General features: G+C 59.9%; 17 protein-coding genes. 6 read left to right on the forward strand and 11 right to left on the reverse strand.

What is annotated here, in order from left to right; translation table 11 throughout:
* Nucleotides 1-76: 76 nt before the first annotated feature.
* The 5 genes from miaA to KO536_RS13845 are packed head-to-tail and all read right to left on the reverse strand — an operon-like array spanning nt 77 to nt 5,712.
* The gene (miaA, locus tag KO536_RS13825) at nt 77-1,057 is read right to left on the reverse strand and encodes a tRNA (adenosine(37)-N6)-dimethylallyltransferase MiaA (protein ID WP_219262132.1); all 981 of its coding nucleotides are present in this window, start codon (nt 1,055-1,057) and stop codon (nt 77-79) included.
* Nucleotides 1,057-2,970, reverse strand: a complete 1,914-nt coding sequence (gene mutL / locus KO536_RS13830; RefSeq protein ID WP_374105706.1) for a DNA mismatch repair endonuclease MutL — start codon at nt 2,968-2,970, stop codon at nt 1,057-1,059. The genes miaA and mutL overlap by 1 nt, the downstream gene beginning before the upstream one ends.
* Nucleotides 2,970-4,391: an N-acetylmuramoyl-L-alanine amidase gene (locus KO536_RS13835; RefSeq protein WP_219262197.1), complete on the reverse strand. Its 1,422-nt coding sequence runs from the start codon at nt 4,389-4,391 to the stop codon at nt 2,970-2,972. The genes mutL and KO536_RS13835 overlap by 1 nt, the downstream gene beginning before the upstream one ends.
* 2 nt (nt 4,392-4,393) lie before the next feature.
* On the reverse strand, nt 4,394-4,864 hold the full coding sequence (tsaE, locus tag KO536_RS13840) for a tRNA (adenosine(37)-N6)-threonylcarbamoyltransferase complex ATPase subunit type 1 TsaE (protein ID WP_048360336.1): 471 nt from the start codon (nt 4,862-4,864) through the stop codon (nt 4,394-4,396).
* Nucleotides 4,852-5,712 (reverse strand): NAD(P)H-hydrate dehydratase, encoded by an 861-nt coding sequence (locus tag KO536_RS13845; RefSeq protein WP_219262133.1) that lies wholly within the window; start codon nt 5,710-5,712, stop codon nt 4,852-4,854. The genes tsaE and KO536_RS13845 overlap by 13 nt, the downstream gene beginning before the upstream one ends.
* A 62-nt stretch (nt 5,713-5,774) precedes the next feature.
* Here KO536_RS13845 and queG point away from each other — a divergent pair, with 62 nt between their 5' ends.
* Nucleotides 5,775-6,842 (forward strand): tRNA epoxyqueuosine(34) reductase QueG, encoded by a 1,068-nt coding sequence (gene queG, locus KO536_RS13850; protein ID WP_219262134.1) that lies wholly within the window; start codon nt 5,775-5,777, stop codon nt 6,840-6,842.
* A 16-nt stretch (nt 6,843-6,858) separates the two neighbouring features.
* Here queG and KO536_RS13855 read toward each other — a convergent pair whose 3' ends face one another.
* Nucleotides 6,859-7,470 carry a trimeric intracellular cation channel family protein gene (locus KO536_RS13855; protein ID WP_133076647.1) on the reverse strand — a complete coding sequence of 204 codons (612 nt, stop codon included), beginning with the start codon at nt 7,468-7,470 and terminating at the stop codon, nt 6,859-6,861.
* Nucleotides 7,471-7,616: 146 nt separating this feature from the next.
* On the reverse strand, nt 7,617-8,159 hold the full coding sequence (gene orn, locus KO536_RS13860; RefSeq protein ID WP_133076648.1) for an oligoribonuclease: 543 nt from the start codon (nt 8,157-8,159) through the stop codon (nt 7,617-7,619).
* Nucleotides 8,160-8,265: 106 nt separating this feature from the next.
* Here orn and rsgA point away from each other — a divergent pair, with 106 nt between their 5' ends.
* Nucleotides 8,266-9,297, forward strand: coding sequence for a small ribosomal subunit biogenesis GTPase RsgA (gene rsgA, locus KO536_RS13865; protein ID WP_019826259.1), 1,032 nt, complete (start codon nt 8,266-8,268; stop codon nt 9,295-9,297).
* A gap of 114 nt (nt 9,298-9,411) precedes the next feature.
* On the opposite strand, the gene motB is transcribed toward rsgA, so the two are convergent.
* Both motB and motA read right to left on the reverse strand, forming a co-directional pair.
* Nucleotides 9,412-10,392 (reverse strand): flagellar motor protein MotB, encoded by a 981-nt coding sequence (motB, locus tag KO536_RS13870; protein ID WP_219262135.1) that lies wholly within the window; start codon nt 10,390-10,392, stop codon nt 9,412-9,414.
* Between the two features lie 3 nt (nt 10,393-10,395).
* On the reverse strand, nt 10,396-11,247 hold the full coding sequence (motA, locus tag KO536_RS13875; RefSeq protein WP_219262136.1) for a flagellar motor stator protein MotA: 852 nt from the start codon (nt 11,245-11,247) through the stop codon (nt 10,396-10,398).
* Between the two features lie 152 nt (nt 11,248-11,399).
* On the opposite strand from motA, the gene KO536_RS13880 reads away from it, so the two are divergent.
* The 3 genes from KO536_RS13880 to asd are packed head-to-tail and all read left to right on the forward strand — an operon-like array spanning nt 11,400 to nt 14,665.
* The gene (locus KO536_RS13880) at nt 11,400-12,938 is read left to right on the forward strand and encodes an HDOD domain-containing protein (protein ID WP_219262137.1); all 1,539 of its coding nucleotides are present in this window, start codon (nt 11,400-11,402) and stop codon (nt 12,936-12,938) included.
* A 38-nt stretch (nt 12,939-12,976) separates the two neighbouring features.
* Nucleotides 12,977-13,804 (forward strand): rhodanese-like domain-containing protein, encoded by an 828-nt coding sequence (locus KO536_RS13885; protein WP_133076652.1) that lies wholly within the window; start codon nt 12,977-12,979, stop codon nt 13,802-13,804.
* Between the two features lie 9 nt (nt 13,805-13,813).
* Complete coding sequence (asd, locus tag KO536_RS13890; RefSeq protein ID WP_219262138.1) at nt 13,814-14,665, forward strand: archaetidylserine decarboxylase; 852 nt, start codon at nt 13,814-13,816, stop codon at nt 14,663-14,665.
* A 116-nt stretch (nt 14,666-14,781) separates the two neighbouring features.
* On the opposite strand, the gene serB is transcribed toward asd, so the two are convergent.
* Complete coding sequence (gene serB, locus KO536_RS13895) at nt 14,782-15,996, reverse strand: phosphoserine phosphatase SerB (RefSeq protein WP_219262139.1); 1,215 nt, start codon at nt 15,994-15,996, stop codon at nt 14,782-14,784.
* Between the two features lie 132 nt (nt 15,997-16,128).
* On the opposite strand from serB, the gene KO536_RS13900 reads away from it, so the two are divergent.
* The gene (locus tag KO536_RS13900; protein ID WP_133076655.1) at nt 16,129-17,679 is read left to right on the forward strand and encodes an AhpA/YtjB family protein; all 1,551 of its coding nucleotides are present in this window, start codon (nt 16,129-16,131) and stop codon (nt 17,677-17,679) included.
* 68 nt (nt 17,680-17,747) lie between these two features.
* On the opposite strand, the gene KO536_RS13905 is transcribed toward KO536_RS13900, so the two are convergent.
* Complete coding sequence (locus tag KO536_RS13905; RefSeq protein ID WP_219262140.1) at nt 17,748-18,452, reverse strand: membrane integrity-associated transporter subunit PqiC; 705 nt, start codon at nt 18,450-18,452, stop codon at nt 17,748-17,750.
* Nucleotides 18,453-18,560 lie beyond the last annotated feature (108 nt).

The raw sequence follows: 18,560 nt of genomic DNA on the forward strand, positions 1-18,560 counted from the left end.
TAAGGATAAAAAATAGAAACAAAAATTAGATGACCGCTGTCGCCACATCCATAGGATAGACGGCATTTGCCAAGACTCAGCTCAATATGGAGACCGATTCCAGGTATTTCAAGGCTCGTGGCAGATTGTCGCAGTCCAGACTGTCCAGCCAATGCAGGTCGTCCCAACTGCGCAACCAGGTGAACTGACGCTTGGCCAGCTGGCGCGTGGCAATGATGCCGCGCTCCTGCATCTGCGCCGCTGTCAGCTTGCCGTCCAGGTAATCCCAGACTTGGCGGTAACCTACAGCACGTATAGACGGCAACCCGGCATGCAGGTCACTTCTACGGCGCAGGCTTATGACCTCGTCAATGAACCCCTGTTCCAGCATCTGCCCGAATCTTAGTGCAATTCGCTCATGCAGCACCTGACGGTTCGCCGGAGCGATGGCCAGATTCGCGACAGTATAGGGCAATTGGCTGTGCCCAGAAGCCGCTGCTTTAGTCGTTTGCTCAGATTGTTTTTGCCGGTGGGCCGTCACACTCATGCCACTGACCCGATAAACCTCCAGCGCCCGCGTCAGACGCTGAGGATCATTGGGGTGAATCCGCGCTGCAGACTCCGGGTCGATGGCCGCCAGCTGGTCGTGCAAGGCTTGCCAGCCAAGGCGTTGAGCCTCTTCTTCGAGCTGCGCACGCACCTCGGGATCGGCCGGGGGCATGTCTGCCAGGCCGTCGATCAGTGCTTTGTAATACAGCATGGTGCCGCCCACCAGCAGCGGAATATTGCCGCGCGCGGTGATTTCGGCCATTGCCTTGAGTGCGTCGCGGCGAAAATCAGCTGCCGAATAGCTCTCAGCCGGGTCGAGAATATCGATCAACTGATGAGGGTGGGCAGCCAGAATTTCTTTCTCCGGCTTGGCCGTACCGATATCCATACTGCGATAGACCAGTGCCGAATCGACACTGATCAGCTCGCACGGCAGCACCTTGGTCAGCTCGATGGCCAGATCGGTCTTGCCGGCAGCCGTCGGCCCCATCAGAAAAATGGCCGGGGGTAAAACGTTGGAACCTGTCATCAGCGACCGCGCAAAAAGAGTTTGTCCAAGTCGTCCAGGCCCATTTGGGTCCAGGTGGGACGACCATGATTGCACTGACCACTGCGCTCGGTGTTTTCCATGTCACGCAACAGGCCGTTCATTTCCGGGATCGCCAAACGGCGATTGGCCCGGATCGCACCGTGGCAGGCCATGGTGCCAAGCAGCTCATTGAGATGCGCCTGAATCCGGTCACTGGTGCCGTATTCCATCAGGTCGGCCAGTACGTCATGGACCAGGCGCTGAGCCTCAGCCTGCTTGAGCAGGGCCGGGATCTGGCGGATAGCCAGGGTTTCCGGGCCAAGGCGCTGCAGCTCAAAGCCCAGGCGCTGGAACCACTCGGCGTGCTCTTCTGCACAGTCGGCTTCACGCTGACTGACTGCAATCGATTCCGGCACCAGCAGCGGCTGACCACTCAAGCCTGCGCTGGCCATGGCGATTTTCAGGCGCTCATACATGATGCGTTCGTGGGCCGCGTGCATATCCACCAGCACCAGTCCCTGGGCGTTTTCAGCAAGGATATAAATGCCCTTGAGTTGCGCCAGCGCAAAGCCCAACGGCGGGATATCACCCTGCCCGTCCGGCAAGGGTGCAGCATTGGCCTCGGGCAATGGCGCGAAAAACTCGCGATAGGCATTGCGCGCTTCTTCGACAGGAACTGAAGGCGCCGAAGACTGCGGCCGGTACTGATACTGATAACCCGCACCGGCACCCGAGCCTGCGACATGCTGACCAGGCGCCGCTTGCGGCTGCTCCAGTACGTTGGCTGCCAGGCGAATTTCACCTTGCGGACCAAACTCACCGGCGTCGAGCCCCGTAGGGCGTTCGGCACCGGGCACAGGCGCAGGAGCGGCCAGTTGGTCTTCCGGACGCACATCACCCAAGGCGCGATGCAACGTGCCATACAAAAAGTCATGCACCATGCGCCCGTCACGGAAGCGCACTTCGTGCTTGGTCGGGTGGACGTTGACGTCGACAACCGAAGGGTCGACTTCAAAAAACAGGACAAAGGTCGGATGACGACCGTTGAACAGCACATCGCGATAAGCCTGGCGCACCGCATGGGCCACCAGCTTGTCGCGTACCGCACGGCCATTCACATAGAAATACTGCAAGTCAGCCTGGCTGCGCGAGAAAGTCGGCAGACCCACCCAGCCCCACAAATGCAGGCCATTGCGCTCGATCTCGATCGGTAGCGCCTGCTCCAGGAACGCCGAGCCGCACACCGCCGCCACACGTCGGGCGCGGGCAGTATCGTCCCGGGCTTCATGCAGATTGAGGATGGTTTTACCGTTGTGTCGCAAATTGAACGCCACATCAAACCGGGCCAGCGCCAGGCGCTTGATCACTTCTTGCAGATGATCGAATTCGGTTTTTTCGGTTTTAAGAAATTTTCGCCGCGCCGGGGTATTGAAAAACAGGTCACGTACTTCAACCGAGGTGCCGACCGGATGTGCCGCCGGTTGCACCCGGGGTGCCATGTCGCGGCCTTCAGTCTCGACCTGCCAGGCCTGATCGGCACCACGGGTGCGCGAAGTCAGGGTCAGGCGGGCAACGGAGCTGATGGAAGCCAGGGCCTCACCGCGAAAACCCAGGCTCATCACCCGCTCAAGGTCTTCAAGATCACGAATCTTGCTCGTGGCGTGACGCGCCAGTGCCAGCGGCAAGTCGTCGCTGGAAATACCGCTGCCATCGTCACGCACCCGTAGCAGCTTGATCCCGGCCTGCTCCACATCCACGTCAATGCGCTTGGCGCCCGAGTCGAGGCTGTTTTCCAGCAACTCTTTGATCACCGATGCCGGACGCTCAACCACTTCGCCAGCAGCAATCTGGTTGGCCAGGCGCGGGCTGAGCAGTTCAATCCGCGCGCTGCTGTTCAAGACGCCGTCACTCATTATTGAGCCGCCAGGGCGGTGGCCGGAATGTTCAGGTTTTGGCCGACTTTAAGCTCATCGGTTTTCAGGCTGTTGCTCGAACGCAGCGTCGCCACACCCACTTGATATCGCACGGCAATCATCGCCAGTGTTTCGCCGGGACGGACCGTGTGTTCACGGGCGCCCTGGGCAATTTTGCCCGTGTCACGCAGCCAGGCGATATACGTGCCCGGTGGCGGGTTTTGCTGGAAAAACTGACGCACGCCGCTGCTGATCGAACGCGCCAGCGCTTGCTGGTGGCTGCTCGACGCCAGTTTCGAAGCTTCGTTGGAGTTCGAGATAAACCCGGTTTCGACGAGGATCGATGGAATATCCGGCGACTTGAGCACCATAAACCCGGCTTGCTCCACGCGCTGCTTGTGCAGCGGTGTCACCCGACCGATGTTGCTCAAGACCTTTTGCCCCACGTTCAGGCTGGACGTCAGCGAAGCCGTCATCGACAAATCGAGCAATACACCCGCCAGCATGCGGTCCTTGTCGTCAAGGCTCACATTGCCCGCGCCGCCGATCAAGTCAGAACGGTTTTCGCTGTCTGCCAACCAGCGCGCAGTCTCGGAAGTCGCACCTCGCTCGGACAAGGCAAACACCGAAGCACCAAAGGCGGCCTTGGACGGCGCGGCATCGGCGTGGATCGACACAAACAGGTCGGCGCCCTTTTTGCGGGCGATTTCGGTACGGCCACGCAACGGAATAAAGTAGTCGCCGGTGCGCGTCAGCTCAGCCCTGAAGCCTTTCATGCCATTGATCTGGCGCTGCAGCTCTTTGGCAATTGCCAGCACCACGTCTTTTTCCCGCTGGCCTGCAGAGCCCGAGGCCCCCGGGTCTTCACCGCCGTGGCCGGCGTCAATGACGACCACCACACTGCGTTTTCCGCTCGGAATCGGCGGCAACTTGACGTCAGGCTGGGCCGGAGTGACCGGAACCACAGGCACCGTCGCCACATTGGTGGCAGGCAAGCTCGGAGAGAGGTCGGCACCCTGGTCATACAGGTCAACCACCAGACGGTTACCGTACTGGGCATTCGGCGCCAGCACGAAGCTCTTCGGAGTCACCGCCTTTTTCAGGTCGATCACCACGCGCAAATCCGTGGGGGTACGTTGCGCCGAACGCATGCTGGTAATAGGCGTATTGGCGGTTTGCACATTCAACGGGCCGGCCAGGGTCGCACCATTGATATCAATCACCAGACGGTCAGGGGCTGTCAGCGTAAACACGCTGTGCTGCACCGGGCCGGTCAGATCAAAAACCAGTCGTGTGTTGTCCGGCGCCCGCCACAAACGTACGCTTTTGACCTGTGTCGCCGCCAAAGCGTTGACCGCCATGACACTGAGCAACACACCCACCACACTTACTAACGCGCGAAAGCGCATACCAAACCCCATCATTATTTGTATTCCGGTGCCAATGCGGCACACCAAGACTCGCCACGTGAACCTTGGGGCGTCAGCTTCAGCAAACGCCCGGTGTTGTGCGGGCTAATGGTAATGGTCAGGTCAGGCTTTGGCAAAAAGCCTGCACCTTTATCGGGCCATTCAATCAAGCATAGGGCGTCTTCGTCGAAATAATCGCGAATCCCCATATATTCGAGCTCTTCAGGGTCGACCAGACGGTACAGATCAAAATGAAAGGCGCGAATATCGCCAATTTCATAAGGCTCAACCAACGTAAAGGTCGGACTTTTAACCGAGCCGGTGTGCCCAAGGCCGCGAATCAAGCCTCGTGACAGGGTGGTCTTGCCCATCCCCAGATCACCGTCCAGAAAGATCAGGCCATGACCTTGAGTCACGGTCGCCAGGCGCGCGCCAAAGGCGGTCATTGCCTCTTCATCGTCCAGTTGCAGTGTTATTTCGTGCACGGTGCGTGTTCCTCCAACAACTGACGAATGACTGGAATCAAATCACTGGCCGCCAGCCCACGGCCCAATTGTCCCTGTTGTTCTCCGGCGCGGGCATGCAGCCACACCGCCAGGCACGCCGCATCGAAGGCGCTCATGCCCTGGGCCAGCAGCGCGCCAATCACGCCTGCCAGCACATCCCCCAAACCGGCCGTAGCCATGGCCGGGTGTCCCTGATTGCAAATGGCCAATTCACCGTCCAACCCTGCAACCAGAGTGCCTGCTCCTTTAAGGACGCAGACCACTGAATATTTTTTAACCAGCGCTCGGGCCGCTGCCGGGCGATCTGCCTGTACTTGCCCGGTACTGATGCCCAGCAACCGCGCGGCTTCGCCCGGGTGCGGGGTGATCACCGAGCCGGACGCCAGCCCAATGACTGCGTTGGACAACAGATTCAGCGCATCGGCATCCCACACCTGAGGCATTTTTGCCTGCGCAGCTGCCGACAACAGACTACGCCCCCAGGGGGCCTGCCCCAAACCCGGGCCCACCACAACCACCGAAGCCTGCGCCAGCACACCCATCAACTGATTCGCTGACGACACGCCAAGTGTCATCACTTCAGGCACCTGCACCAGAGCGGCCGCCACGTGCTCGGGACGCGTGGCCAGTGATACCAGGCCAGCGCCACAGCGTAGTGCAGCCTGGGCACTCAGGGTAATCGAGCCGCCAAACCCGCGATCCCCACCCACCAGCAGCACATGGCCGAACTGGCCTTTGTGGGCGCTTGGGGCCCGCACAGGCAGTCGCGGCAGGTTATCTGCGCAAAGGGCTTTGGGGTCAGCTAAAAGGTGTTTGGTCTGCGGCATACGTGTCGGGCTCCGATGTCTGGCAGAATTATACGCATCTCAGCTCCGGTTTCTCTTGCCTCATGCCTGCTATTACTGCCGACCTCCCCGCTCTCGCTCAGTCCATCAAGGAATGGGGCCGCGAGCTGGGCTTTCAACAAGTCGCCATTGCCGGCCTCGACCTTGGAGAACACGAACACCATCTGCAACGCTGGCTCGATGCTGGCTACCACGGCGACATGGACTACATGACTGCCCACGGCAGCAAGCGTTCGCATCCCGAAGAACTGGTCCCCGGCACATTGCGCGTGGTGTCCCTGCGCATGGACTACCTGCCCGGCGACACCCACATGGCGCAGCTGCTGGCCCAGCCTGAAAAAGCCTACGTGTCGCGCTATGCCCTGGGTCGCGATTACCACAAGCTGATCCGCAAGCGCGTGCAGCAACTGGCCGACCGCATCCAGAAAGACATCGGCCCGTTTGGCTTTCGCGCCTTTGTCGACAGCGCCCCGGTCCTGGAAAAAGCCATTGCGCAGCAGGCTGGCCTGGGCTGGATCGGCAAAAACACTTTGGTGCTCAATCGCAAGGCGGGCAGCTATTTCTTCCTGAGCGAGTTGTTTGTCGACTTGCCGCTGCCGGTCGATCCTCCCCACGAGACAGAGCACTGCGGACGCTGCACTGCCTGCCTGGACATTTGCCCCACCAATGCCTTTGTCGGCCCCTATGTACTGGATGCGCGCAAGTGCATTTCGTACTTGACCATCGAGCTGAAAACCGCGATCCCCGAAGAGCTGCGCTCAATGATCGGCAACCGGGTGTTCGGGTGTGATGATTGCCAGATTGTCTGTCCGTGGAACCGTTTTGCCCGCACTACGGCAGAAGGCGACTTCAAGCCAAGGCACAACCTGGACAACGCCGGGCTGGCCGAGCTGTTTATGTGGGATGAAGACACGTTCCTGAGCAGCACCGAGGGCTCCCCTCTACGCCGGGCAGGGTACGAGCGCTGGTTGCGCAATCTGGCAGTGGGGCTGGGCAATGCGCCGTCGACGATCCCGGTGCTTGAAGCCTTGAAGGCGCGGCGCGACTACCCGTCCGAGCTGGTGCAGGAACATGTGGAGTGGGCGCTGGCACAACACGCCAAGCGCGCCTGACCACTCCCGCAATTGCTTAATGCTCGTCGTTGTAAACGAACTTGGGCATTTCCCAGTTAAAGCGGATCGCCAACAAACGCAGCAGTAGCCCGCCGAACAAGGTCACGAAAATAGCCTGCTCGTTGGGCATTTCGAGCCAGGTACACAGCAAGAAACACCAGGCTGCGGCAAACGATACGCTGGCGTACAGCTCGCGACGGAAGATCAGCGGGATATCGTTGCAGAAGATGTCCCGCAGGATGCCGCCAAATACCCCGGTGATGACCCCGCTCACCGAGGCCACCAGCATGCCTTGGCCCATTTCCAGCGCAGTCATGCAACCAATCAGGGTAAACGCTACCAGCCCCAGGGCATCGAGCACCAAAAACAGCGAGCGCAAATGGCGCATTAATGGCGCGATAAAGATCGTCACCAGCGCGGCAAAGGTAGTCAAGACCAGGTATTCCGGGTGTTTGACCCAGGTCAGCGGGTAATGCCCCAACAGTACGTCGCGCACCGAGCCGCCGCCTAGCGCCGTGACACAGGCAATCAGCACCACGCCGAACCAATCCATGCCCCGACGCCCGGCAGACAGCGCCCCGGTCATGGCTTCGGCAGTAATGGCAACTAAATAGAGCATCAGCAACATGGCAGCGATCCTTGCAAGAAGGCGCGCAGTCTACTCTCAGTTGGCATTGGCACCAAAAGGGGGCGTAACTTTGTAGTCGCTGCCGAAGGCTGCGAACCTGAGATCTGAACAGCTCGCAGCCTTCGGCAGCGACTACAACGTTACGATCAGAATTTGATGAAATGCTTGCGGTAGTGCTGCAGTTCGGCGATCGACTCGCGAATGTCGTCCAGCGCAAGGTGCGTGCCTTTCTTCACCAGGCTGTCGCGCACTTCAGGTGCCCAGCGCGCGACCAGTTCCTTGAGCGTCGAAACGTCCAGGTTGCGGTAGTGGAAGTAGCTTTCAAGCGCTTTCATGTGGGTGTACAGGAAGCGGCGATCCTGACAGATGCTGTTGCCGCAGATCGGCGACTTGCCTTTGGGTACCCACTGTTCAAGAAACGCGATGGTTTGCGCCTCGGCTTCGGCCATGGTGGTGGTGCTGTCTTTGACGCGCTGGGTCAGGCCACTGCCACCGTGGGTGCGGGTGTTCCATTCGTCCATGCGGGCCAGCACTTCATCGCTGTGGTGGATGGCGATGACCGGACCTTCAGCCAGGGTATTGAGGTTGCTGTCGGTAACGATGGTGGCCATTTCGATAATGACGTCGTTGTCAGGGTCCAGACCGGTCATTTCCAGGTCGATCCAGATCAGGTTCTGCGCGTTTTGCATAATGGCCTCCAGTGCTTGGTTGCGCAGTTTAGCTTAGGCGTGCAGCCCTCGTGCTAAACTCGCCTGCGTTTTACCCTTCTTATCGTTTTATCAACACGGAACACCCATGGCCAAACGCCAGCTCAATCGTCGTCAGAATTGGCGCATCGAAAAGATCCAGGGCGAGCGCGCTGCCCGCGCCGCCAAACGCGAATCCAGTGCCGTCGAAGCGCTTGAGGGCGGCGATTTAGGCCCCGAGCAACTCGGCCTGGTGATCGCGCACTTTGGTGTGCAGGTCGAAGTCGAAGCCCAGGAAGGCGAGCTTAAAGGCCAGATGTTCCGCTGCCACCTGCGCGCAAACCTGCCCGCACTGGTGACCGGCGACACGGTTGTATGGCGCGCCGGCAACCAGGGCATCGGCGTTATCGTCGCCCAACTGCCGCGTAAAACCGAACTGTGCCGCCCGGACAGCCGTGGCCAGCTCAAGCCGGTCGCTGCCAACGTCGACATGATCGTGATTGTGTTCGCGCCCATGCCCGAGCCCCATGCCAACCTCATCGACCGTTACCTGGTCGCCGCCGAGCACGCGGGGATTCGTCCGTTGCTGCTGCTCAACAAGGCTGACTTGATCGACGATCAAAACTCACCGGCGCTCAATGCGTTGCTGGGGGTTTATCGCCAGCTGGGTTATCCGGTGCTGGAAGTGTCGGCGCACCACGGTGATGGCATGCAGCAGTTGCAAGCGCAACTGGACGGCCATATCAGCGTGTTTGTGGGTCAGTCGGGCGTGGGCAAGTCGTCCTTGGTCAACAGCCTGCTGCCAGAGGTCAACCTGCGGGTCGGGCCGCTGTCGGAAGTCTCGGGCCAGGGCACGCACACCACCACCACGGCGCGGTTGTTCCACTTCCCGGGTGGCGGCGAGTTGATCGACTCACCGGGTATCCGCGAGTTCGGCCTGGGCCACGTGAGCCGGGCCGATGTCGAGGCGGGCTTTATCGAGTTCAACGACTTGATCGGCACCTGCCGCTTCCGCGACTGCAAACACGACCGCGAGCCAGGCTGTGCATTGTTGATGGCCCTGGAAGATGGCCGCGTTCAACAGCAGCGCATGAACAGCTATCGCTCGATCATTGCCAGCTTGCCCGAGTCGAGCTACTAAGCCACGTAACGATGTAGTCGCTGCCGCAGGCTGCGATCGGGCCCGAAGGGGTCGCGCTTTTCAAGAGCGAAGGTCCTTCGGCCCTTATCGCAGCCTGCGGCAGCGACTACAAGGTTACGGTGCCTTGTCGTCAAACAGATTCAGCTTCTGGCGCTCTTCATGCATCGGCAGTGGCTGTTTGTCGGCGGGCAACTGGATCGGATCGATCGCAGCCTTGGGCAACTCCTGGGCCTTAACCGGCTCCACACCCTGCTCACCTTCAATCGCCTGCTGGGCCTTTTTGGTCAGCACCACGATGTCAATTCGACGGTTGATCGGGTTATAGGGGTTGGCCTTGTCGAACAGCACTGACGACGCATACCCCACCACCCGCGCAATCTGCGCATCAGGGTAGCTACCCGCCACCAAGGCACGCCGGGCCGCATTGGCACGGTTGGCCGACAATTCCCAGTTGCCGTAATCGCCACCTCCCGCATAGGGCATGGCATCGGTGTGGCCGCTGATGCTGACTTTGTTCGGCACCGCTTTGATCGTGTCGGCCATGGCCAGCAAAATATCTTCGAAGTAAGGCTTTAGCCGCGCGCTGCCCACATCAAACATCGGGCGGTTTTCGGCGTCCATGATCTGGATCCGCAAACCGTCCGGAGTGATTTCAAACAGCAACTGATCCTTGAATTTACGCAGTTGCGGGTTTTCTTCGACCTTGTTCTGCAACTCCTGAAGCAGCAGTTCGAGACGTTCTTTCTCGACCTGCTCCGCCATGCTCTCAACCTGATCGGCATCGACTTTGATCTTGTCGGGCTGAGGCTGCAGTTTCTCTTCGGGATTGAGGGTGTTGTCCGGCGCCAGCGCGGGCGTGCCGCCCAGGTCGATGATGTACGGTGTGCCGCTTTCGCTGAAACCGATCGGGTCTTTGAAGTAGCCGCCAATGGCGATCTTTTGCTCTGGCGTGGCGGCCGTCATCAGCCACATCACCAAAAAGAACGCCATCATCGCCGTGGCGAAGTCAGCAAAGGCAATTTTCCAGGCGCCACCGTGATGGCCTGCGGCGTAGCGCTTTACGCGCTTGATGATGATGGGTTGGTTGTTTTCCATAACTCAGCGACCGCGAACCACTTGTTCAAGCTCGGAAAAGCTCGGTCGATGCTTGGGGTACAGCACTTTACGACCGAACTCGACGGCAAGCGACGGCGGCATGCCCGAGGCCGAGGCCACCAGGGAAGCCTTGATCGACTCGTAAACGTTGATTTCTTCCTTGGCATCGTGGGCCAGGGACGTCGCCAGCGGACCGAAGAAGCCATAGGCGGCCAAAATACCGAAGAACGTCCCCACCAGCGCGGCACCAACGTGCATGCCGATTGCGGCCTGATCGCCCTCACCCAGCGAGGCCATCGTCACGACAATACCCAGCACCGCCGCCACAATGCCGAAACCGGGCATGCCGTCGGCGATCCCGGTCACGGCATGGGAAGGATGCTCCAGCTCTTCCTTGAGGTTGAAAAGCTCCATGTCAAACAGCCCTTCGAGCTCGTGGGGCGCCATGTTGCCCGACGACATGATGCGCAGGTAATCGCAGATAAACGCCGTCATGCGCTCATCCTTAAGGACAGTGGGGTACTTGGAGAAGATCGGGCTGGCGGCCGCGTCTTCAATATCGCTTTCGATGGCCATCATGCCTTCGCGGCGACTTTTATTGAGAATCTCGTAAACCAGCCCCAGCACTTCCAGATAAAAAGCGTGGGAGAAGCGTGATCCAAACATGCTGAGTGATTTTTTGATCACGTGCATGGTCATGTAGCCGGGGTTGGCTTGCAGGAACGCGCCAAAGGCCGCCCCACCGATGATCAAAACCTCGAACGGCTGAATCAACGCACCGATTTTGCCGTGAGAAAGCACGTATCCGCCAAGCACACTCGCGAACACGACAATGATGCCGATAATTTTAGCCATAGATAAAAAGTACTTACTGAGTCGGGTTCAAGGTCATATTCCAGCGAAGCTAAAACTCTTCTTCTCCTTATCGGCGAATCTGCGCCAGACTATAGCCGGCAAAGCCGAAAATCCATTCGACCTCCACAATCGATGATGATCGCGTTCCCCTAATGGCCAACGAAACCTGCGCACCGACATCAACACCCACTACTCTGGATGCCTGGGTATCACGCCTGGACGCTGTTGATTTGCCGATCCCGCAAAACAGCCATGAGCGCGTATTCAAGACGATCAACGACAGTCGCCGCTCATTACGCGAAATTGCCGAGGTCATGCAGGACAGTCCGGCGCTGGCACTGAGGCTGATCCGCGAGGCCAACCAACACGTCCAGAGCAGCCTGAGCGAGCCTGCCGAAAGCCTTGAAGTGGCCATCAACCGCCTGGGCCTCAAGCGCACCCAAGTGTTGCTCGAGCGCGTACCCGCACTGGCGATCGAAGACATTCCGATGGCCTATCGACAAATCCAGCTCATCAGCCAGCACGCCGCACAACAAGCAATCGGGCTGTTCGGCAATCGCCTGGCGCGCCTCTGGCAAGAAATCTACTGGAGCAGCCTGCTGTTTCTGTCGCCGTTATGGGCGTTGGCGCTCACTCACCCGCTGCTGCTTGAAGCCTGGGAGCGACGGGTGGTCGAGCAAGGGGAATGCGCCAAAAAGGTCGAGCTGGAGCTATTTGGTGTTCCGCTGTTTGATATCTGCCGCACGCTGGCCGAACTCTGGCGATTGCCCGCCTGGGTGATGCAGGGCTATACGGTCATCACCGACGAGCGCCGCACGCTGGTCAAGGTGCTGCACATTGCCCGCGACACTCATCATCCGCTGCGCCAGCAACAGCACCTGGACGCCGATCCCGAGCTGCGCCGCTGGTTCAACCAGCCCGCCAACAGCGTGCTGCTGGCCAACTGCCTGGCACTTTCAGCGCAACAGGCATGGGACACGCCGCACAACTTGCGCTGGCAGTACGTCACCAGCCTGTACCTGCAAATGCCGCTGGATGACATACAACAGCAAGTGCACCAGCACGCGGTAAACAGCGGGCGCTATCACTCGATGCCAGAACTCTGGCACCCGGCCCAGGCGCTGCTCTGGCCATGGGATGCACGCCGCACCCGCCACAGCTCGCTGGCCGCGCCGCCCCCCTCGGCCGAGGCGCTGGCGGCGTGGCGCAGACATTGCGGGCAATTGCTCGAGCAACCCAGCGCATTCAGCAACCCGATGCACCTGACCACTTGCGCCCGCGAAGCCCTGCTGGCGTGCGGCATGCGCCGAGTGATGCTGCTGACACCCGACAAGACCTCAACCGCCCTGAGCGTGAATCAGATAGCCGGACTGGCAAAGACAGCCTTCGACCTGAACATCACCATCAACGAGAGCACCGCACTCCAGCGCTTGATGGCGCAACCGGCTCAGGTACGCCTGACACCCGAGAACAATGGCGTCATATCCGCGGTTTTACCCTACAGCCTGCGCAGCCTGTTCCCTGGCGAGCATCTACTGTTACGCTCTCTGAGCAACAACGGCCGCGTGGTCATGCTGGTACTGGCAGACCAGGGCGGCGGACCCTTTTCGGAAACCAGCGTGCAGGCATTCGGCAAAACGGCCCAATGCATCGAGAAAGCCCTGAATAGCTTTAGTAGTCGCGGGCGCTAGCGCTACAATCCCCCCCTTTTTTGCTCTGGAGGCTTCACATGCCTGGCTTCTCTGGCTTGCCGTTAGTGATTGAACCAAGCGACCTGTTCGCCCGGCTCAACGCTCCCGAACTGATCGTGGTCGACTTGACCAGCGTCGCGCGTTACGAAGCCGGGCATATTCCGGGAGCTCGCTTCGTCGACCCGAAGCGCACGCAACTGGGGCTGCCACCGGCGCCCGGCCTGCTGCCGACACAGGCTGCGCTCGAAGCGTTGTTCGGCGAGTTGGGGCACAACCCCGATGCGGTCTACGTGGTGTATGACGACGAAGGCGGCGGCTGGGCCGGGCGCTTCATCTGGCTGCTGGATGTAATCGGACACAAGGCTTATCACTATCTGGATGGCGGCATTCACGCATGGACAGGTGACGGTTACGCCGTCAGCCAGGATGTACCCGCTGCAGCCGGTGGCCCGGTGGCACTGACTCTGCACGATGAACCCACCGCAACCCGCGAGTACCTGCAAAGCCGTTTGGGCGCCCCGGATCTGGCGATCTGGGATGCGCGCAGCGAAGCCGAATACACGGGCGAAAAAGTGCTCGCCGCCAAGGGTGGGCATATCCCCGGCGCGAAGAATTTTGAATGGACCGCAGGCATGGATAAAACCCGCAACCTGCGTATCCGCACTGACATGGCGCAGATCCTCAAGGATCTGGGCATCACGCCAGACAAAGAAGTGATTACCCACTGCCAGACTCACCACCGTTCTGGCTTTACTTATCTCGTTGCCAAATCGCTCGGTTATCCGCGCGTCAAAGGCTACGCCGGCTCTTGGGGCGAATGGGGCAACCATCCCGATACCCCTGTCGAGCTGCCTGTAAAAAATTAAGGACCTTGAATGAAAACGCGTTTGTTCCTCCTCAGCCAGTACCTGTTGCCGCATCACCTGCTGTCACGCCTGGCCGGCTGCATTGCCGAGTGCCGCGTGCGCTGGTTCAAGAATGCATTCACAACCTGGTTCGCCAAGCGTTACCAAGTGGACATGTCCCAGGCACTGGTTGAAGACGTTACCGCCTACGAGCACTTCAATGCCTTCTTCACCCGCGCCCTGAAAGACGGCGCCCGCCCGCTGGATCAAACTCCGCGCGCCGTGTTGAGCCCTGCCGATGGCGCTGTCAGCCAACTGGGCCCGATTGAACATGGTCGCGTGTTCCAGGCCAAAGGCCACAGCTACAGCGTGCTGGAACTGGTGGGTGGCGATGCCGCTGTGGCAGCACAGTTCATGGGCGGCGACTTTGCCACCATCTACCTGTCGCCAAAGGATTACCACCGCGTACACATGCCGTTGGCAGGCACCTTGCGCGAGATGATCTACGTGCCGGGCCGCCTGTTCTCGGTTAACCAGACTACCGCCGAAAACGTGCCGGAACTTTTTGCCCGCAACGAGCGTGCCGTGTGCATCTTTGATACCGAACGCGGCCCGATGGCCGTGATTTTGGTGGGCGCCATGATCGTGGCGTCGATTGAAACCGTATTTGCCGGTCTGGTCACGCCGCCTAAACGCGAGCTGAAAACCTTCCGCTACGACGAAGCTGCACGTGCGCCGATCCACCTGGAAAAAGGTGCCGAGCTGGGTCGCTTCAAACTGGGTTCGACTGCAATCGTGCTGTTCGGTGCCGATCAAGTGAAGTGGGCTGAAGGCCTGGCGGCGGGAACGCCGGTGATGATGGGGCAGAAGATCGGTGAGTAAATAATGTAGTCGCTGCCGAAGGCTGCGATGGGCTGCAAAGCGGCCCCCGCTTTTGTATTAAAAGCGAAGGCCCTGCGGGCCTTATCGCAGCCTGCGGCAGCGACTACACGTATTCACTAGCCCTGGCTATTACGGTCGCGCTGGCCCAGCAGGTACAGCACACCATCCAGGCCCAGAGTCGAAATGGCATGTCTGGCCGATTTTTTAACCAGTGGCTTGGCGCGGAATGCCACACCCAGCCCGGCAATTGCCAGCATCGGCAAGTCGTTGGCACCATCACCGACCGCAATGGTCTGCTCCAGGCTCAAGCCTTCCTTTTGCGCCAGCTCACGCAGCAAGTCCGCCTTGCGCTGTGCGTCGACAATCGGCTCAACCGCAACACCGGTCACCTTGCCATCCACCACTTCCAGCTCGTTGGCGAACACATAGTCGATGCCCAGCTTCGCCTGTACCTGCTTGGCAAAATACGTGAAGCCGCCCGACAGGATGGCGGTCTTGTAGCCCAAGCGCTTGAGTTCCGCGAACAGCACTTCGGCGCCTTCGGTCAGGCGCAGCGAGGCACCGATGGCATCCAGCACGCCCACATCCAGACCTTTGAGCAGTGCCATGCGCGCCTTGAAGCTGGCCTTGAAGTCCAGCTCACCGGCCATGGCGCGTTCGGTGATTGCAGCCACCTGGTCACCCACGCCCGCAGCCTTGGCCAACTCGTCGATCACTTCGGCTTCGATCAGGGTCGAGTCCATGTCGAACACCGCCAGACGGCGATTGCGGCGGAACAGGGTGTCTTCCTGAAGCGCGATATCAACACCCAGCTCTTGGGCCAGGTTGAAGAAATCGGCACGTAGCGCGTCAATATCCGCAGGCTCGCCGCACACACGCAGTTCGATGCAACTTTTGCTCAACTGCGTCGGGGCGTCCAGCGGTACACGGCCAGACAAGCGATCAGTCTGTTCGATGTTCAAACCGTGCTGGCTGATCACCGATGTCACGCGCTGCAACTCATGGGCAGTCACCTGGCGGCTCATCAGCGTCACCACATGACGGGTCTGGCTTTGCTCATTGACCCAGCGCTGGTAATGCTCTTCGCTGATCGGGTCAAAACGCAGTTGCAGTCCCTCTTGGGCGATCAATGGCTGCAGGTCTTTGAGCACCGCCGAAACCAGCTCTGCTTGTGGAATTTCCACCAGAAAACCCAACGACAAAACGCCATGGATAGCGGCCTGACCGATGTCGAGAATATTCACACCATTGCTGGCCAATACACCAGTAATGGCCGCAGTGAGACCCGGACGGTCCTCACCTGTGATGTTTATCAGGACGATTTCGCGCAAGGCACACCCCCATTCGCTAAAAAAAACGCATTCTACCCACTTTCAGTGACCATCGGGCACCGCCAAGGCTTTGCCGCCTTCAGGCTGCTCGCTATACTGCGCACCAACTTAACGGACTAAGAGCCGCGCTCAGTGAACCGGCCATTGCCTGTCAAAACCGATAATTTCTTCCTGTTGATCTTCCGGGCCCTGCGTGATCGCCGCGTTCCGATTGCTCTGCGTATCGCCAGCCATAACGTGATTCTGGTCGCCCTGGCGCTGGTCATTTATGCCGTGGTGATGGGACTGCAATTCAAGCAGGCCATGCACGAGCAGGCAGATGCCCTGGGTCAGAGCCTGACCACACAAACCGCCACCTCGGCGACCGAGCTGCTGGTGTCCAATGACATCCTCAGTCTCAACGTGCTGCTCAACAACCTGACCAAAAACCCTCTGGTGGCCCACGCAGCTATCTACAGCGTCGATAACCGGATCCTCGCCGAAGCCGGCCAGCGTCCCAAAAACGGCTTGCTGGGCGAAACCGAAGGCGTGTATCAGACCAAGATCACCTTTCAGGATGTGACCGCCGGGCATCTGCGCATCAGCCTGGACATGCACCAGTTTGAGCAGCCGATGACCATCAGCCTGCAGAGCATGGGCATTTTGAGCGCCATTCTGCTCGCCCTGGCCCTGGCCTTGAGCTTGCGACTGGGACGCCACATCACCACGCCGCTGCTGCAATTGCGGGTATGGTTGCGCGAGCCCGATCCTTACACCCCGGCCATCCAGCGCCAGGATGAAATCGGTGATCTGGCCCGCCAGCTTCACAGCCGCCTCGCCCCTGCGGCGCCAGAGCCGGAACCCGAGCCAGAACCGGAAGAAGACTACGACGACAGCGACTACGAAGAAGCCGAAGACAACGAGCCGACCTTCGAAGTGCGCAACCTGAGCGATCCGACGTTCGATGAAGCGCCTGCTGCGCCTGCTCCCAAAGCCGCTCCCCGGCAGTTGGTCAGCACCGCAGAAGACGAAAACGACGACGAAGACCCGTTCGCTGACTTGCGCGACACCAGCACAGCCACTGCTGCGCCGATTGCGCTGGCCAAGCCCAAACAGGTCGTATCAGCTGCGCCACAGCCAAGCGCCGTACTGGCGGTGCAACTGGGGGCACAGGAACAACTGCGTCGCCTGCCCCGCGCCCGCCTGATGGAACTGCTGGAGCGCTATCGCGATTGCCTGAACCAGGCAGCTTCGCTGTATCAAAGCGAGCTGCATACGCTCAACGATGGCAGCACGCTGATGCTGTTCCATAGCGAAGACAGCGGCGACGATTACCTGACCAACGCCATTTGCTGCGGCGAACTGCTGCGGGCCCTGGGTCACGCCTTGCAGATCGAAGTCGCGGACAGCGGCATCACCCTGCAATTGCAACTGGGTCTGGTGCTGGGCGAAGGACTGAACGGCATGAGCCAGATTGACTTGCTGCTGACTGAAGTCGCACAGGACGCCCTGGCGCTGTCGCAACACAGCCGCAACTTGCTGCTGGTGGAGCGCAAGATCAGCGACGACCCTCTGATCCGTCAGCGCGCCCGTATCCGCCCGATTGCCAGCCCTGAAGGTGCCTGCTGCGTCGAGCGCCTGATGGAGCCGTATCCATCCATGCTTGAGCGCCAACTGGCGCGGATGCATGAGAATCGTGGCTGACGGCGTGCTCCCGTAGAGGCAAAAAAAATCCCGCACATGTGCGGGATTTTTTGTTTCGGGTTACGGCCTCAGAAGCGAAACACTTCCATATCCGTACGGATCGGTGAAGCCATCGGAATTCGAGGTTTCTCCGCACCCTGCTTCGGTGCAGCCTTGGTCTCGGGCTTGCGCATCTCAACCAGCGGCGGCTGGTTGGCCAGTGGCTTGAGCGCCACGGCCAATTGCTCGCTCAGCTGTTGCAACAACTGACCTTGAGCCTTGACCTGATCCGCCGTGCTGCCCCCGTGTGGCTGCTCCAGGTGAACAATGCGGTTGTCACGCACCTGACCGCGACGGTCGATCAAACGCCATTGCGCATCCAGCACCGCAGGCAAGTTCTTGCCCGAGTCCAGGCGAGTGATCGACAACAGCACCTGCACATCCGGGCTGAAGCCCGCCGTAGCCGGTGCCAGGACAACCCGCTGGCTGTCCAGGCGCCACGCCAGTTGACGTACCAGAAGTTGATCGATATCCGAAGACAGGCTGCCAGCCCATCGACCATCAGTGGCCGCACTCAGACTGCCATCGGGCTGACGTTGCAGCAGGGTTTCACGCTGCAGGTAGTCGGCCACGCTGATCGGGCCAAGTACCACGGCCATGCCGGCGCTTTGCGCGGGCTGGCCTGGGGCGCCGCTGTCCAGTTGGTACAAGGCCGCTGGCTGGTGCGTGGTGCACCCCGCCAGACCCAGCACACCGGTCAGCAACGCAATTAAAGGAAGGCGTAGAACGTTCATCATTCCATCCAGGTGGCCGCCATAGGGCCAGCCACAGTGTGATTCTCGAAAGGTTCGCAAGCACATTGCCATAAGCCGTGCAGCAAACGCGGCATATCATCCGCGAAT

Source organism: Pseudomonas sp. NKUCC02_KPG (assembly GCF_019345465.1).
In the GTDB taxonomy this organism is placed as follows: Bacteria; Pseudomonadota; Gammaproteobacteria; order Pseudomonadales; family Pseudomonadaceae; genus Aquipseudomonas.